The organism is Stenotrophomonas sp. AGC87 (genome assembly GCF_057333975.1).
Genome location: NZ_JBHFHW010000004.1, coordinates 193,350 through 209,224, shown reverse-complemented (window position 1 = coordinate 209,224; position 15,875 = coordinate 193,350). Strand labels below are relative to the sequence as shown.

The following is a 15,875-nucleotide window of genomic DNA, read 5'->3' as shown; positions in this document are numbered from 1 at the left end:
AGAACTCCTGCCATGCCCCTGGCTCCTGGTCCCCGTCTGTCGAAGAAACGCGTGCCGCTCTATGAAGAGGTGGCCGAGCAGCTGCGCCAGAAGATCTACGACTACGAACTGCCGCCAGGCGAATGGATCGATGAGCCGATGCTCGCCGAGGAACTGGGCATCAGCCGTACCCCACTGCGCGAGAGCCTGAAACTGCTGGCCGCCGAAGGATTGGTCCAGCTCGATGCCGGCCGCGGCAGTCGCGTCACCCGGCTCACCTTGGAAGACCTCAACCAGCTGTTCCCGGTGATGGCGATGCTGGAAGGCCGTTGCGTGCATGAAGCGGTCAAGCGTATCGATGCGGACGGCGTAGTGCAGTTGCAGGCGCTGCATGACGCGATGGAGGTGGCGGCCGCCGCGGGTGACCTTGCCGAGTACTACCGCAACAATTACCTGATCCACGAAAGCCTGCAGACGCACGCCGACAACCCGTGGTTGATCCGGGTGACGCACGATCTGCATCGCATCCTCAAGATGCACCGCGGCCGACAGCTGCTGACCCCGGGCCGCATGGCCCAGTCATTGGCCGAGCACCGTGCCCTCATGGAATGCATCCGCAACCGCGATGCCGAAGCCGCCGAGCAGATGATGAACCGGCATCTGCTCAGCCAGGGCGAGGCGTTGGCCGCCTATGTGGCCGCGGGCGGCCAGTTGAACGTGCCCGCGCCGTTGCCGCGCCACGGCGGGATCTGAGGCGCCGCCTAGGCGAGCTCCACGGTCAATCGGGTCAATGATTGCCCCAGCAGATGCAGCCGGATCTGATCCAGGCTGGTGAAGTAGCACACCGCGTCCGTGCCGGCCAGACGATAGATGCCGCACTTGCCGCCGAGAAGAACGAATTTCTCCTGGTCCACCAGATACTGGGCGACCGGCGGCACGCCCTGTGCCTTGAGTCCATCGATATCGATGGGTTCAAGGTCGTCGAGGTCCTGCAGTGCTGTGGTCATGGGTGCGGAAACGTCTTGATGGGAACGCCAGCTTAGGCGGCGGGCAGGCAGCAACGCGTGGAACCATCGTGAGGATGATGCGAGCGCCGACACGGTCTGTCTCGGGGCGCCGCCGGACACAATCTGCGCTGGCCCTCAGTTCGTGACATCGGAAACAGCTTTCGTATTTGTTGCATACCGCCCTGGGCCACGCGCGTGTATTCCTGTCGAGCATGTTTCTTCGATGAAGGCCGACAGAATGTCCTTTCCTTGCCTGGCGATGCGCGCCGCCCTGATGTGAATACACACCTTGGAGTCCCCATGCCGCTGGGCAGGATCCTGCTGCTTGCAGGAACAGTGATCGTGGGCGCCTGCCTGCTCGCCCTTCTCCTGGCAAAACCGCCAGAGCGCCACGCCGTCTTCCGGTTGGCGATCGGGCCGCAGATGGCCATTTCGCAGGGGTTGGGTGGGAAGGCGGCGCAAGGTGGCCCACGCGCCTACACCGAGGCGCTGGAGGCCATTACGGGCGTGCGGCTGGAACTGCGGCGCTCGTCCTCGATCGAGAGCGCCATCGCCCTGCTTCGCGCCGGCGCCGTGGATGGCGTGGCATTCTCGCTGCCGTCCACGCGCGCAATGCTGCCCACCTCCGCGGTGGTCTCCGCGCCGTTCTACACCGGCACCTCCGTGCTGGTCACGCGCCGCACCGCCGCCTACACCTCGCTGGCATCGCTCGCCGGGCGGCGGGTTGCCGTGATCGACAACGGCGAGTACCGCGCCTACCTGGCGCGCTACTTCCCGGACATCGAGGTAATACCGCTCACCTCCCCGGCCGACATGCTGAGCGCACTCGATGGCGGCGGCGCCGATGCCGCGCTCGGTGCCGACGGCATTCTGGTTCCCCTCACCCGGCGCGATCACGACGCGATCCTGCAGGTGCACGCCGCGCGTGATGGCCCGCCGGTGGAGCTTCGCGTTGCCTCCGTCCCCAGCCGTGCGGTTGACGTGAGCATGGCCCATCAGGCGCTGCTTGCCATGCCTTCGGACATTCACCAGAAGATTCTGGAGCGCACGCTCAACGCGGTGTATCGCGCGCCGCCCACGATCCGCGCCGTGGCGACGTATTACCGTGTGCCCATCACGCTGTTCTGCCTGGTGATGATGGCGATTCTACTGAGCATCTTGCGGGCGTACCGCAAGGCCCGCCGCAGCGCCGCCCGGCAGGCCGCCGCATCGCGCGTACTCACACTGGTCAACCACGAAGTGCGCAACAGCGCCTCATCGGTCATTTCGGCCATCGATCTGGCCGAAGGAGAATCCTCCCTCGCCCAGCGTGAACAGCATTTCGCCTCCGCCCGCTCGGCGGCCGATGCCCTCCGCCACACACTGACCAACGCCTTGGAGTTCATGTTTCATGAGGCATCGCAGCGCAGCTGCGCGCTGGCCAGCCACAGCGCGCAGGCCGTGCTGCAGGAGTGCATTTCCGGCATGCGGCCGCTGGCGCTGTCCAAGGGGCTGGGCCTCAGCCTGGCTTTGGATGGCCCCGATGCCGGTCTCACACAATGCGATGCCCGTGCGCTCCACCACATCGCCAGCAACCTGATCTCCAATGCGATCAAATTCTCCGATGCCGGCGCGGTGGGCGTGTGCCTGGGCTTCCTGCGGGGCGTGGCCGACCTCGGCCGGGTGACGCTGCGGGTCAGCGACACCGGGCCAGGGATCGCCACGGAGGATATCGAGCACATTTTCGAACCCTTCAACGCCACGTCCCAGGGGAGGCGTCGGCTGGGTGCGGGCATTGGGTTGAGCCTGTGCCGCAGGATCGCCATCAGTCAGGGCGGCGACATCACCGTTGTCAGCCAACTGGGCATCGGCTCCACCTTCGTCGCCATGCTCCGCGGCCGGCGTGAGGATCCCGCACCCGTGGGCCAGATACCCTCACAGGGCAATCAGCATGCCTGCGACGCACGTGCGCTGGTCGTGGAGGATCAGCCCGCCGTTGCCGAGATGATCAAGCGTCGCCTTGAGGGGCATCAGTTCCACGTCACCGTCGCGCACACCGGGGCTGAAGCCATTACCCGCGTTGACGCTGCAGGACCGTTCGCGCTGATCACGCTGGATGGCGACCTCATGGATCGAGATGGAAGCGATGTCGCCATCGCCATTCGTGGCATGGAGGAGCGCAGGTGCTGGCCGGCAGCGCGGCTGATCTCCATCTCCGGCTGCCGGGACAGCAGTGATCGCACCAGCTATGCCCGTGTGGGCATCCATGGTTTCCTGTCCAAACCGGTGGAATGGGCGGTGTTCGATGCGGCGGTGCGTCCGGCGCAGCAACCCGTGCCGGCGCCGGCACCGTCACCGCGTGTGCCCGGGCCCGGGCGCACGGTCATGGCCATCTACGCAACTCAGATGCAGATGGACATCGCCGATCTGGAAACGGTCATTGATGAGCAGAACTGGCGGCGCGCCCTGGCGATGGCCCATCGCATCCAAGGCGCCGCCTCCATGGTGGGCGACACCGGCGCCATCGATGCGATCTGTGCGCTGCAGACCTGCCTGAAAGGCCACGCGATCAATGGCGATCCCGGCGTAGAGGACCTGTGGGAACTGGTTTCCCTGCTGGCGCAGTTGCGTAATGCCACAGGGACGGTGACACGCCCGCCGCCCACGCCCCAGGGCTGAGCCACTCACCGCTCAGGGATGCGCGCCATCCTTCAGATGCTCACCGCTGATGGGAATCAGCGCGGCATCCTGTGCCACCGGGTCGCGCTGCCAGACAATCACGGTCCAGCCAGGCACCCGGCGGCTCATAGCCTCGCGCAGCGCCTCCATCGCGCTCTCGTCCAGGCCCTCCTCCGCCGCGACCGATACCGACAGCAACAGCTGACGGTCATCCACCTCCACCTGCGCATCCAGCCCATCCAACTGCGCCCACACCGCCTGGGTGATCGCCGCGTTGGCCTCCGCCCGCAGCTGCACCGCCTGCTGTGCCAATGCAGTGACGCTCAGGCGCAGCCCATCCAGATCGGCGCGATCGCGTCGGCCACTATCGTTGGCTTCCAGCGTCTGCCGTACCCGCACCTGCGGGGCCTGCGCCAGACGCCGCGCGAGCTGCGCCACCAGGTCCTGCTGCGCCTGCGGCAGATAGTGGGGGACCATCGCCACCAGTTCCACGCTGATCTCGCGGTCACGGCGCATCACCTCCAGCCGCTCGATCGATCCCCCGTGCATCTGCAGGTACTGCTGCACCACCGCACGGGTCTGGTTGGCCATCCAGGTCTGGCGGCCAATGTCGCGCAGGGCCACGCCCAACGGCACGGCCAGCAACAGGAAGGTGAGCGCTATCACCGCGCCCTGCCACAGCGTATGGCGCGGCACGTTGTCCATACCGAAGGCATACCACTTGGCGATCAGCGTCACGCTCAGCGCGATCGCCAGCAGATTGGTCATGAACAGGAAGAACGCCCCGCCGGCGATGGCGAAGTCGCCCGTGGCCAGCCCGAACGCCACCACGGCCAAGGGCGGCATCAATGCCGTCGCAATGGCCACGCCGACGATGGCCTCCCCCTTGCGGGTGATGACCGCGTAGCCACCGGCCAGACCGGACAGCACCGCCACCAGCAGATCGAACAGATTGGGGTGGGTACGGGCCAGGATCTCGCCCGTCGCCTCGCGCAGGGGCGACAGCCAGACGATGAGCATCGCGGTGCCCAGCGCCAACACGATGCCGCCAAGCAGCGCCAGCAGCGAGCGCCCCATCATCCGGAAATCAACCACGCACAACGAAAAGCCCAGCTGCACGATCGGCCCCATCAGCGGTGAGATCAGCATTGCACCGATCACTACCGCGGCGGATGACTGCAACAGGCCCAGGATGGCGATGCCGCAGGACATCACCGCCATGAAGGCAAAGCGCGGCGTGAGCCCACCGCCATCGGTGACGTTGCCCAGTACCGCGACGTGATCCACATCCTGCGCCATGCGCTCGCGCAGTTGGCGCCACAGGTGGCCCGCCCGCAGGATGGCGGGTGCTTGCAAGACAGTACGGAGATTCATGGGGACGCCACACAGGAAGAAAAGAAGATGCGCGCCCACGGCTACCACCGCAGGCCATCCAGCCCCGCATCATCCGGATCCGGCACGGCCTTCCCATACAACAAGTTGCAAACTGCCTGTGATGCCCATCACCGTTCAGGCGAGACTTACATCAAGCGACATCACAGGTGAAGAAGGCGCCCGAAGGCGCCTTCTCATGACTCACCAGGCCCGGCGCAGACCCAGCTGTGCCCCGGCATCCTTGTAGCCACTGTCACCGCGCTGCACCCGCAGATCACCCCAGGCCGACCAGTTCTGGCCCAGGCGCAGCTGCGCACCGGCCTGTGCTTCGTAGCGGTTGGTGGGCAGTCGCGCATCCAGACGCTCGCCATCAAAGCGCATCGCATCGCCGCGCTCGGTGTAGAGCCAGTTCACCGCCAGGAACGGCTGCACGCGGTTGCCCGAGGCATTGTCATGCCCGAACAGGCGCACGCCCACGCGGGATTCAAAGCCACCCGCGCGATCATCCTCAACGACAGTGCCGTTCACTTCCTGCAGCGTGTCGCCCTTGTAATCGGTATAGGTCACCTGGGCCTGCGGCTGCAGATACCAGGTGCCACGTTCCGCGTTGGCGAAGGCCCAGCCGTAACCGGCTTCGATACTGGCGGCGCGGGTGGTCGCGTCATAGGTCTCGCGCGGTAGGTTGTCGCCCTGCACGCGGTTGTCGTAACGGCCGTACTGCAGCCAGCCGTCCACGTACAGACCGCTGCTGTCTTCCGCGCTCTGCACCCACGTGCCGTACAGGCCGACTGCATCGCCCTTGACCTTGCCACGGGTGCCGTAGCCAGTGATCCGCGAGGTCGCCTGGGTCTCCGCTTCACCGGTGGCCAGCATCAGACCGATCTGGCCGCGACCGCTTTGCCCCCAGCGGTACAGATCGCTGCCGATCTGCAGCACATCGGTATGCGTGCGGGTGTCCACCTGACCGGCAATCGTCGTGTGCATCTGATCGCGACCGACCCGTGCCCACGCGCCAGCACGATCGTGTTCGAAGGCCGGCTCGCCACGGTCATGACGGCGCTGCTGGAACATGTGTACCGCCGCGGCCTGGTTGGCTAGATACGCGCCCGGCTCCGGGCGCAGCAGCGGGATCGGATCGGTCGGGCTGCCCGGATCAATCGGATCCACCGGAATCACGGGTGCAACCGGATCCACCGGCGTACCGGGATCGGTCGGTGCACAGATCGGCAACGACGGATTCAGGTCGCAGGGATCACCGGTGTAGGTGGAACGCAGGTACCACGCGCCATCATTCGGGTTCGCCACGCCACCCTTGTACAGCAGGTATTCGTAGATACCGGCGGTGGCACGGCCGGGCATCACGAACGCTGCATTCGAAGCGCCAGCCACCGAGATCAGCTGGATGCCCTCGCCGGTCTGCGCACCGGTACCGTTGATGTTGTTGACCACGATGTTGCCGGTGCCGGCGCTGTTGCCCGCGATCACCACCTTGTCCGACGGCGAGCTGTCATCACCGAACACGCTGTTGAAGACAAACGTGCCGCCCTGGCCGACGAAATCACCGTTGACGTTGAGGGTGTTGAAGGCCGTGCCGTCGCCGAGTTTCACCGTGCCGGTGGCACCGAGCGTCAGATCGCCGATGCTGCTGTCGCCGGTGAGGTTCCAGGTGGCACCGTTGGTGATGGTGGTGTCGGCCGGGCCGGTGATGATGCCGTTGAGGGTGGCGTTGTCGGTGAAGGTGAGCGCTGTGACGGCAGTATCTGCCACCAGGATATTACCGTTCAACGTGCTGTTGCTGACGCTGACCTCCGCACTGAAGTCATTCAGCACTTCAATGAGGTTTCCATTGCCACTGCGCAATACTGCGCCGTTCCGGATCGCGATTCGAGCAGGCTGTGGCGTGCGCGTTGCAGAGAGGCGTGCCACGCGGATTGCCGGACCCGACACGCCCTCCACTGTCGAATTGTCCACCACTAGTCCCCACGTGCTGGGGTCCGAGCCTGCCGGCTGGGCGACCAGGCTGAAGCCGGCGAGGATACCCGCCGAGCCCCCCGTGATCGTGGTGCCATCGGCCACTTCCGCATAGCCCGCTTGCAGAATCATGCCGCTGTTGGGGCTGGAAAGGGCGGAGCGGGCGAAGGTAACGCGGCCATTGCCGCTGATGTTGACTGCAGTGGTTCGCCCGGATATCTGACTCCCGACAACACCCACCTGAGAGCCCGGGCCACCATTGGACGAACCCGTGCCCAAGCCAGCGCCCACCACGTTCGACAGCGACGCGTTGGTAATCTGCGCGGCGCTACTGTTGATGCCCACCGCCGAGACGCTGTTTGTCAAAGACGCGATATTCGCACCATCGACCAGCAACATCGAACCGGAACTGGCGTTTATTCCGGCGAGCACAACACCTGGGCGCAGCGTCAGCGTGGCACCCAGGAGATTGAAGGTCTCCGTTTCGGGAAAGTCCCCCGGATTGACGACCAGGGACTGACCGGCACCCAAGCTTGCCGCTCGCGCGGGAGCTACAGACACGAAAGCGGCCGAGCACAGGCCGACAAGGCCCAACGTAATCGCGGCAGACAGACGAGAGTGAGACATGGAACGTGAAGATGCATGCGACATGGGCAGGTCCTTTTCGGCGAACTAGGAACTGCGAATCTGTGATCCGCAGCTATAGGTCCGGCATCATCCCGATTGCGGGGTGACGCTCCATACAACTAATTGCAAATGCATCGTGCCCCTGGTCGCCATTCATCTGTGATGTAGTTCACAGCCAAAACGGCTACACGACGTCGTTAGCTTGGCGTGTAGGTGTGTGAAAGCCGCGTCAAATGGAGGCGAAATGCTGATGACGACAACCCCGTGCCCTTGCGCATCTGTGTGCGAGTACGTCATCGCGAACCATGCAGCCCACTGCGCCGCAAGGGAAGCGAGGCACTTTCGCTGGTGAAACGCCCGCTCTGATGGCATTTTCATTACTTCGTTCGCGCGCCCTCAAGAACCCCTATGAAGCTGCGTGACATGCGCCCCACCGAGTACGACCACTACCGGTCATTATCCGCCGACGATTACTGTGCAGACCTGTGCACCAGTTTTGAGTACTCCGTCGCCACCAGCAGGGCCGAGTGCGAGCGCGTGATGCCGGCCACACTTGCCGAGGCGATGGAAGCGCCCGGCCACGCCATGCTGGTCATCGAGGTTGCGGCGCAGTGTGTTGGCTATGTGTGGATGCACCTGGACGGGCCCGCCGGGCACCTGTTGGATTTCATCGTCGAGCCCGCTCATCGCGGCCTGGGCCATGGACGGCGTGCGCTGGAACTGATCCAAGCGCGGCTGCGGGCCGAGGGCGCGCAGAGTCTGCAGTTGCGCGTGGCCGCCAACAATCCGCGGGCGCAGCAGCTGTACGAACAGGCCGGGCTGCGCGTCACCGGCCAGTTGCTTGCAAAGCGGCTCGCATAGCCTCGCACAACCTTGAGAATCCCAGCGGGTGATGCGCCCCGCCGTGCGCCGCGTCACGCTTCGCGCGATTAACTGAAACTATGCAAGTTGTTGCATGTGAAAGACGCCTTCACGCGCCTACGATGCCGCCTCCCGCCACTTCGGCCCATCGCAAGGAACGTCCATGTCCATCAAATCGTGCTTCATCGCCGCCGCCATCGCCGCGGCCCTCGTCGCCGGCAATGCCGCCGCTGAAACCCAGACGCTCAGCGTCAACGTCGAGGCGATCGTGCCGTCGGCGAACGGCCTGCAGCTGAGCCCGGTGGGCGGCTGGACCAACCGGACCCAGACCCTGGATTGGGACATCGCCACGCAGAGCCTGCTGCCGATCCAGAACCAGCTGGGCATGAAGAGCGGCCTGGGCCCGATCACCGCGCACCTGGCCAACACCGCCGCGTTGACCGGTGGCGCCGAAACCATCGCGCTGGACGTGACCGTCGCCGGCAAGGCGCTGACGGTCGGCCCGACCGGCGCCGCGGAAGTGGCCACGCAGGTCGAGGCTGCCGCCGGCAAGCAGGCCACCGTGCGCATCGCGCCCGTCGCCCCGACCGGCGGCTACAAGCAGGGCACGTACCAGGGCGTGGTGAACATGGTCTTCGAGTCCGAAGCGCCCTGATCACCCGCTCGCTGTACGTGATGCATACCCAGGCAGGGGCGCTCGCCGCCCCTGCCGCTTGGAGACGTTTGATGGCGCTGTCGCTGCGGCCGCTCTTAATCCCGATTCTGGTGGCCCTGACCACCTCGGTGCAGGCCGCACCCGCGCTGAGCCTGCTCGATCAGGCCGGTGGGTTGCCGGAGGATTTCCGCACGCATTTCTTCGATGCGCCGCTGGTGATCCGGCTGGAACGCGACGGCCGCTACCTGGGCGATGCCACGATGCTGCTCTCGGCGGACAACACCGTGCAGCTCGTCGCCTTCGCCGATACCCATGACAGCAGCGAAAGCGATGAAGAGCGTGCGCGCTGGGCGCGTGCGCTTGAGCAGCCGCGAACACTGGGGCCCTGCACCGAGCGCTGCGGCGACGGGCTGGTTGCCCTCCACTACAGTCTTGAGAATTCCGTGCTGTCGCTGGTCACCCGGGCAGCGGAACGGCAGCCAGACGCCAGCCGTTATCACGCGCTGCCCGATAACGACAGCCACGGGCTGATCCTGCGCAATACCCTGATCGCCTATGCCGGGAGTGGCCAGAGCGGCGCCGGCAGTTATGCGCTCGATGCCGTCGGCAGCCTGGGCAGCTGGAGCCTGACCGGTAACTACCAGGCCTATCGCGGCGCCCATGCGGGCGATCGCCTGCATCAAACGGTGCAATCGTTCCATGCCCAGCGCGAGTACCGCACCCGGTTTCTCCGCGCGGGCTATTTTCTCCCCGATTTCCAAGGCGTGCTGCGCCAGCCCGGCACGCCCGATCGTCCTGCGGCCACCACCCTGGGCGTCATGCTGGGCAGCTCGGATCTGCTGGCCATTGATGAGGGTCAGGCCAGCCTGCTGCCGTTGTACGTCACCGCCAACCGCCAAGGCACGGTGGAGATCTACCGCGACGGCGCGCTGATCCACACCCAGCCGGTGCAGCCCGGTCTGCAACTGGTGGATACCCGGCGTCTGCCCGGTGGCATCTACGACGTGGAGGTGCGGGTCATCGAAGATGGTCAGCTCGCCTCCCGCCAGACCGAACGCATCAGCAAGCCCGTTCAATGGCGCAATCTCGCCAGGCGTTGGCGCTACAGCGCCTATCTCGGGCAGCAGCGCGAGCTGATCGGCAGTGGCGAGCGTGACCCGCGCGATGGTGATCTTGCCGCCGGCGCGATCCTCAACTATCTCGCCCACCCGCGGGCGGTGCTGGGCGTGTCCGCACAGCAGATCGGGCGTGACCGCTCATTTGGCAGCTCGGTCAACTGGCAGGTGCAGGACCGGACCTCGGTCTACACCAACCTTTACCACTCCACCACCTACGGCACCGGGCTGGACCTGCAGGCCATCACCAGCCACCGCCACGGCAGCGTCATGCTCAACCACGGCCGGCGCTGGCAGGTGCCGGACCGGCAACTGGGTACCCGCAGCGGCTGGGTGGAGAGCACGGCAGTCTCGGTCAACCAGCGTTTCGCTGCGGGCACCAGCTTCACCGGCCGGATCGGCTACGCGCGGGGCGCCACCGATGGTATCGGCGTGGATCTGTCACTGCACCGCAGCCAGCAGCTGTTCGGCAACAGCGCCACATGGCGTGCCTCGGTGTTCGATCGCCCTATGGGATACACCCACACCGGTCAGGCCCGCCGCAACCGCGGCGTGGAGGTATCGCTCAACCTGGCCTTGGGCAGTGATCGCCGCCGCTACCAGGCCAGCGCGGGCAGCCGCACCGATGCGCGCGGCAGCCGCGACATGTACGGCACCCTGGGTGTGCAACAACAGCTTGAGACCGGCGCGCTGCGCACCGTATCGGCCACCGCAACCGGCGACCGCCACGGGCTGGGGCTGAGTGGCGATGCGCAGTTCGAAGGCAGGCTGGCGGCAGGCAACCTGTTCGCGCAGACCTCTTCACTGGATGGCGCACTCAGCGGCGGGCTCAATCTGCGCAGTACGGTGGCACTGGGCGGCGGCAAGGTCGCGGCCGCCGGCCACACCAATGCCGACACCGGCATGATTCTGGATATCGACACCGATCTGGCCGGCATCGCGCTGCAGGCCATCGACAGCAACGGCGGCAGCACGCGGCTCTCGCCGGGGCGCAACTTCATTCCCATCAACCCCTACCGCATGGGGCATGTACAGGTGGACTTCATCGGCAAGCAGCCCCCCGCCGCGGCCATTCACCCCGCCCGGGTGAGCTACCACGCACGGCAGGGCGGCGTGCAGCACCGCCAGGTGAGCGTAAACCGCACGGTGACGGTGATCGGCCGGGTGCAGGACGCCCAGGGCCGCCCGCTGCGCGGCGCACAGGTGCACAACCACGTAGGCCGCAGCGTGGCCGAGGCCGATGGCTTTTTCACACTGGAAATGAGTGCCAGCAAGCCGGAGGTGGAAGTGCGCCACGCCGATGTCGAGAACTGCCGGTTCACCCTGGATCCCGCCCGCTACCCGCGCGAAGGCGATGTGCTGATGGCCGGCCCGCTCAACTGCCCTGCACCCGTCGCCCGGATCGGGCAGCTCATTCAACACAAGGGACAAACCCCATGACGCCGATTCGCTCTGCCAGTAATATGCGGGCCGCGCGGCTCATCCTGGGCCTGGCTGCCTGCCTGGCGGCCTGCAGCGTCACTGCAGCGGAGGTGCTGGTGACGGCGGAGTTCAAGCCGAATGCGGCGGACCCGACGCACAACGCCTTTACCAACACAACGCGGCCAGGCTTCTACTGCGGCTACATGCCGGCACAGTGCAATGGTCGGAACCTGTACATGTTCGATCTGCCGTTGACCGTCAGAAAGGTCTACGTAAAGGGGGCGCCTGCACGTCAGCTTTGGTATATGGGGTTCCCGCCGCAACGACAGGTCGAGTTGCGCAACGATGCCGGGCATCTGATGACAGCCACGATCGCCTTCAATGCTGTCAGCGGCCAGCTCACGCCGGGCGGAAATACCAATCCGGCGTTCACCGCCTCCCCCAGAGGCGGCTGCAGCTACATGACCAGCAACAATGCCGGGTCATGGCTGCGATTTGGCTGGGTCACCAGGTCCCCCACTTCGCCGGCCGCATGTTACTCGCAGGGCGATGGTGGCGCTGCCGGATTCACCCAGACCTACACCGCAACTACCATAGGCATCGGCCTGATCATCACCACGTCATCCCCGTTGGTCTTGCAGAACGGTGTCTATGAAGGCGAGTCGACATTCTCGCTAGGCGGGCTGGGGACCGATATCGACTTCGGCGATGACGCGACCCCCAGCGCTGACAGTGTCACGATGCGATTCCGCTTCACCGTCGCCCACGACCTCAAAGTCACTACCCCCGCTGGCGGCGACACCACCCGCCTGCAACCCTCCGGCGGCTGGGCCAACTGGTACGAACACGGCATCGCGCCCAAGGCGCTGCAGAGCGACTACCCGTTCACCATCACCGGCTCGGCCCCCTTCAGCCTGCGCCTGGATTGTGAATTCCCAGAGGGTGAGCAGTGCGCCATCCGCAGCAATGTGGACGGCCAGCTGGCGCCGGTGGATATCGCCATCAGCATGCCAGGCATCCGCTCCGAAGCCAGCGGGCGCGATGCCAACCGCTACCCGCTGCGGGCCAACACCGGGCGCGAGACCTTCCGGCCGACCGCGCCGGTCGCGCACCGGCCTTCAAGGCTGCATTTCCAGGTGGACGGCGCGCCGATGCAACGCATGCTGGCCCAGCCCGGCTCGCATTGGCAGGGCCGGGCCACCGTGATCTTCGATACCGAAATCGATTGATCCCCCGCTCCACTTCTTCCTTCCCTCCCGGCAAACGACATCATGAAATCCTCCTTCGCGCTGGTGCTCACCGCCCTGATCGCCTGCGGCCCGCTCGATGCCGCCGCGCAGAGCGCAGCTGCGCCCACCAAACCGTCCAGTGCCCCCAACATCAGCGTCGGTGCCCTGTATGAGTACCTTGCGCCGGGCCAATCCACCCTGCTCAAGCGGATCCACAACAGCGGCGATGCCACCGCCTTCGTTCGGGTGAACATCACCGAGATCCTGTACGCCACCGATGGCAGCCATCACGAAATCCCCGTGGATACCCGCGGCATCGGCCAGCCCACTGCCTCGGCCACGCCAGTATTGCTGGCCAGCCCCGCACGGCTGATCGTCCCGATCAAGGGTCAGCAAGGCACGCGCCTGCTCTACCAGGGGCCACGCGAGCACGAGCGCTATTACCGCGTGCGCTTCATTCCCGTCGCCCCGGAAAAGACCGACGATTTCGCACTGAGCGAAGAAGAAGGCGAGCAGTACAAAGCAGCCCTCGGCGCCGGCGTGCAGGTGCTGACTGGTTACGGCACCGTGCTGATCGTGCGCCCGGCCGCGACCCGCTACGACACCCAGCTCAGCCAGGCGGGCAGCACCTACACCGTGCGCAACAACGGCAACAGCATCATCGTGCTGGACAGTTTCCAACACTGCACCGACGCTCGCACCTGCACCGACGCACGCAAGATCCACCTGCGCCCTGGGCGCAGTGAGGTCATCGCGCTCCAGCAGGGCCATCGCTACCGCTTTGAGCTGATTGAAGGAAACGGTAAGCCGCGTAAGATTGACGTGGCGGGTTGATCGAGCCGTTGAAAGGTGCGCGGGTTCAGCGCACCGGAACCGCGTCGGACAGATCCCCGGCCAGCAGTCGTTGCTCCGCTTTGCTCAATTTCAGCGGCTTGTAGATCGCATCCAGCGAGCGGAGCGTGTCTTTGCCCTGGATGCGCTTCAGATCCAACTGCTCACGAATCACGCGATGCAGTTCCGCCCATTCCAAGGTGTGCGAGCTTGGCGGCATCTGGAACCGCACCAGCGGCTTCAGCGCCGCATCCTCGGTTTTGCCCACATTCTCGTTCAAGTGCTCCAGCGCGAGCGACCGCGGCCGACGGGCCACCGTGCTGGCAAAGGCCAGCTCCGAGAACACCCACGGCGAGCCGACGTACTCCGCCTTGTCTGCGTAATCCTGCAGGGTGATCGTGGAGGCGTCCGTTTCCAGGAAGAGGAACAGCTCGCAACGGTCGATCATCCGTTGCAGGGCCACATTGAGGATCATGTAGACGTTGGCGGCAGTGCGCGTCACCTTGCCGTAGAAGTAGGTGTTGGTCTTGGACCTATCCACCGAGTACATCTCATCCACCGCGTTCAGCAGCGTGTAGGCATCCCCCCACACGCAGGAATCCACGAACACCTTCAGACCCAGATCCTGCAGTGCCACGGCAAGGCGGACGACCTGATCGTGATCGCGATGTGCGTGGGACAGGAATACATCCGCATCCTCCACCTTGAACAGATGCTCCTCGATGGTCGCAGCGTCCAACAGGTTTTCCTTGCCCTTCAGGTAGCGGGTCAGGTCTGCCAGGCGGTCCTTGCCGTGCTGCTTGAAGGCGGCAACCGCGTCCTCTGAAACCTGCGGCAGCGTGCCACCGAAGTTCTTGATCTTTACATCCAGCAGCATGGAAGCGCTCCTTGGGCGAACAGCGACGTCACGGTGAATCCGGCGATCAGCGCCAGATGAAAGCCCCATACGGTGGGCCGGCACAGCACGGTGCGAAGCGGCTCGCGCACCTCGGCGAGGCGTTGCGCGTCGATCTTCATGCTCACCACATCGACAAGCGCGCGGTCCGCAGCGTCGTTGTAGAGCGCGCGGAACGCACGCTCCTGCTGGAGGAAGTAACCGTGGAAGACGAAGAACACCGCCCCGGCCACCACGAACAGCGCCCAGTGGAAGCGGACGTTCTGGCTCACCGAGAACACCAGCAGGGCGGCCATCACTGCGGGGCTGGCCGCCTTTATGGTCGAGGCGCTGGTCGCGAGGCGGGCCACGATGCCCTGCACGATGGCCAGATACCCCAGCCGCATCGCGACCTGCTCGGCGGTGGGCAGGGCCGTGGCGGTGTGCGGCGTGCCGGTCATGGCAGACGCCCCAGCAGCATCTGCAGCACGGTGACGATGCGATGGCGGCGGTGGTATTCCTCAGTGAGATCAGCGTGGATATCCACGATCTCCCATAGCGCGGCCTGGTAGTCCGTCACATCCTCGAAGCCCTTGCCGTGGGTGCGGCGGGCCAGCAGGGTTTCCCCCTGGAGGCTATCCACCAGCAGCTGGTGCAGTGCAAGCACGCTGTCTGCATCGTCGTAGCTGACCGCATCCGGGCGCGCCAGCTCGTAGGTGCGGCCCATGATGCCGTCCAGGCGGTGGCACTCGGCCAGGCTGGTGGCCCGGGTGATGGTCAAGTGCTCCACCTTCTCGCTGAGTGCGTCACAGCTGAATTGTCCGCAGCCATCCATGGCACGGGCCAGTTTGGCGATGTCTGAGAGCAGATCGACCTGGAACCGCAGGGTGGCACGTTCCAGCAGCACACCCCGCACGTGTTTTACCTGGTCGGCACTGTCATTGAGGTTGGCCAGGTACGCCGCGTCAACGGTCTTCTGGCCGAAATCGATATTGATCGCCGCACGTGATTCCGAGCGGAGGGCTGTGCCGATGCGTTTGGCAATACGTTCATCCAGCGTGGTCATCCACGTCTGGGCGGCCGCGGGCGTAATCCGCAGCAGGGGGGCGGTCAACAACCGCCAGGCGACCACCGTGACGATCACGATGCCGACCAGAATGAGGAGCAGCTTCAACCGGCTCACGTCAACGCGCGCGGGCGCGCCGGCAGGTGGCGGTGGTACATCGGTGGGAATGGGCATGACAACGGACTCCTGAAGACGACGCCCCCCCC

At 65.4% G+C, this 15,875-nt stretch carries 14 protein-coding genes; 8 read left to right on the top strand and 6 right to left on the bottom strand.

Going from position 1 to position 15,875, the window contains the following annotated elements:
* Nucleotides 1-12: 12 nt before the first annotated feature.
* Nucleotides 13-732 (top strand): GntR family transcriptional regulator, encoded by a 720-nt coding sequence (locus ACE026_RS01765; RefSeq protein WP_486037418.1) that lies wholly within the window; start codon nucleotides 13-15, stop codon nucleotides 730-732.
* Nucleotides 733-740: 8 nt separating this feature from the next.
* On the opposite strand, the gene ACE026_RS01760 is transcribed toward ACE026_RS01765, so the two are convergent.
* The gene (locus ACE026_RS01760; RefSeq protein WP_486037416.1) at nucleotides 741-986 is read right to left on the bottom strand and encodes a hypothetical protein; all 246 of its coding nucleotides are present in this window, start codon (nucleotides 984-986) and stop codon (nucleotides 741-743) included.
* Between the two features lie 300 nt (nucleotides 987-1,286).
* Between ACE026_RS01760 and ACE026_RS01755 the strand changes: the two genes are divergently transcribed.
* Nucleotides 1,287-3,644 carry an ATP-binding protein gene (locus ACE026_RS01755; RefSeq protein ID WP_486037414.1) on the top strand — a complete coding sequence of 786 codons (2,358 nt, stop codon included), beginning with the start codon at nucleotides 1,287-1,289 and terminating at the stop codon, nucleotides 3,642-3,644.
* 12 nt (nucleotides 3,645-3,656) lie between these two features.
* Here the strand turns inward: ACE026_RS01755 and ACE026_RS01750 are convergent, their stop codons facing one another.
* Nucleotides 3,657-5,018, bottom strand: a complete 1,362-nt coding sequence (locus ACE026_RS01750; protein ID WP_486037412.1) for a TIGR00341 family protein — start codon at nucleotides 5,016-5,018, stop codon at nucleotides 3,657-3,659.
* Nucleotides 5,019-5,219: 201 nt separating this feature from the next.
* Entirely contained in the window at nucleotides 5,220-7,121 is a 1,902-nt protein-coding gene (locus ACE026_RS01745; protein ID WP_486037410.1) for an autotransporter family protein, read from the bottom strand.
* A gap of 139 nt (nucleotides 7,122-7,260) precedes the next feature.
* On the opposite strand from ACE026_RS01745, the gene ACE026_RS01740 reads away from it, so the two are divergent.
* The 6 genes from ACE026_RS01740 (at nucleotide 7,261) to ACE026_RS01715 (ending at nucleotide 13,732) form a co-directional block, all read left to right on the top strand.
* A complete protein-coding gene (locus tag ACE026_RS01740; RefSeq protein ID WP_486037409.1) occupies nucleotides 7,261-7,509 on the top strand; it encodes a hypothetical protein in 249 nt (82 codons plus the stop codon).
* A 515-nt stretch (nucleotides 7,510-8,024) separates the two neighbouring features.
* Nucleotides 8,025-8,477, top strand: a complete 453-nt coding sequence (locus tag ACE026_RS01735) for a GNAT family N-acetyltransferase (protein WP_486037407.1) — start codon at nucleotides 8,025-8,027, stop codon at nucleotides 8,475-8,477.
* Nucleotides 8,478-8,640: 163 nt separating this feature from the next.
* A complete protein-coding gene (locus ACE026_RS01730) occupies nucleotides 8,641-9,132 on the top strand; it encodes a CS1 type fimbrial major subunit (RefSeq protein ID WP_486037406.1) in 492 nt (163 codons plus the stop codon).
* Nucleotides 9,133-9,203: 71 nt separating this feature from the next.
* Entirely contained in the window at nucleotides 9,204-11,687 is a 2,484-nt protein-coding gene (locus ACE026_RS01725; protein ID WP_486037404.1) for a TcfC E-set like domain-containing protein, read from the top strand.
* Nucleotides 11,684-12,898, top strand: a complete 1,215-nt coding sequence (locus tag ACE026_RS01720; RefSeq protein WP_486037402.1) for a hypothetical protein — start codon at nucleotides 11,684-11,686, stop codon at nucleotides 12,896-12,898. The genes ACE026_RS01725 and ACE026_RS01720 overlap by 4 nt, the downstream gene beginning before the upstream one ends.
* 42 nt (nucleotides 12,899-12,940) lie before the next feature.
* Nucleotides 12,941-13,732, top strand: a complete 792-nt coding sequence (locus tag ACE026_RS01715; RefSeq protein WP_486037400.1) for a fimbrial biogenesis chaperone — start codon at nucleotides 12,941-12,943, stop codon at nucleotides 13,730-13,732.
* Between the two features lie 25 nt (nucleotides 13,733-13,757).
* Here ACE026_RS01715 and ACE026_RS01710 read toward each other — a convergent pair whose 3' ends face one another.
* The 3 genes from ACE026_RS01710 to ACE026_RS01700 are packed head-to-tail and all read right to left on the bottom strand — an operon-like array spanning nucleotide 13,758 to nucleotide 15,843.
* Nucleotides 13,758-14,606, bottom strand: coding sequence for a hypothetical protein (locus tag ACE026_RS01710; protein ID WP_486037398.1), 849 nt, complete (start codon nucleotides 14,604-14,606; stop codon nucleotides 13,758-13,760).
* Nucleotides 14,591-15,064 carry a hypothetical protein gene (locus tag ACE026_RS01705; RefSeq protein ID WP_486037397.1) on the bottom strand — a complete coding sequence of 158 codons (474 nt, stop codon included), beginning with the start codon at nucleotides 15,062-15,064 and terminating at the stop codon, nucleotides 14,591-14,593. Before ACE026_RS01705 ends, ACE026_RS01710 begins: the two co-directional genes overlap by 16 nt.
* Entirely contained in the window at nucleotides 15,061-15,843 is a 783-nt protein-coding gene (locus ACE026_RS01700; RefSeq protein WP_486037395.1) for a hypothetical protein, read from the bottom strand. The genes ACE026_RS01705 and ACE026_RS01700 overlap by 4 nt, the downstream gene beginning before the upstream one ends.
* Nucleotides 15,844-15,875: the final 32 nt, after the last annotated feature.

Bases quoted from the DNA above. Each gene is read 5' to 3' on its own strand.
- ACE026_RS01715 (WP_486037400.1), top strand. From the start codon at position 12,941: ATGAAATCCTCCTTCGCGCTGGTGCTCACCGCCCTGATCGCCTGCGGC.
- ACE026_RS01725 (WP_486037404.1), top strand. From the start codon at position 9,204: ATGGCGCTGTCGCTGCGGCCGCTCTTAATCCCGATTCTGGTGGCCCTG.
- ACE026_RS01735 (WP_486037407.1), top strand. From the start codon at position 8,025: ATGAAGCTGCGTGACATGCGCCCCACCGAGTACGACCACTACCGGTCA.
- ACE026_RS01710 (WP_486037398.1), bottom strand. From the start codon at position 14,606: ATGCTGCTGGATGTAAAGATCAAGAACTTCGGTGGCACGCTGCCGCAG.
- ACE026_RS01760 (WP_486037416.1), bottom strand. From the start codon at position 986: ATGACCACAGCACTGCAGGACCTCGACGACCTTGAACCCATCGATATC.
- ACE026_RS01700 (WP_486037395.1), bottom strand. From the start codon at position 15,843: ATGCCCATTCCCACCGATGTACCACCGCCACCTGCCGGCGCGCCCGCG.
- ACE026_RS01745 (WP_486037410.1), bottom strand. From the start codon at position 7,121: ATGATTCTGCAAGCGGGCTATGCGGAAGTGGCCGATGGCACCACGATC.
- ACE026_RS01750 (WP_486037412.1), bottom strand. From the start codon at position 5,018: ATGAATCTCCGTACTGTCTTGCAAGCACCCGCCATCCTGCGGGCGGGC.
- ACE026_RS01730 (WP_486037406.1), top strand. From the start codon at position 8,641: ATGTCCATCAAATCGTGCTTCATCGCCGCCGCCATCGCCGCGGCCCTC.
- ACE026_RS01765 (WP_486037418.1), top strand. From the start codon at position 13: ATGCCCCTGGCTCCTGGTCCCCGTCTGTCGAAGAAACGCGTGCCGCTC.
- ACE026_RS01720 (WP_486037402.1), top strand. From the start codon at position 11,684: ATGACGCCGATTCGCTCTGCCAGTAATATGCGGGCCGCGCGGCTCATC.
- ACE026_RS01705 (WP_486037397.1), bottom strand. From the start codon at position 15,064: ATGACCGGCACGCCGCACACCGCCACGGCCCTGCCCACCGCCGAGCAG.
- ACE026_RS01755 (WP_486037414.1), top strand. From the start codon at position 1,287: ATGCCGCTGGGCAGGATCCTGCTGCTTGCAGGAACAGTGATCGTGGGC.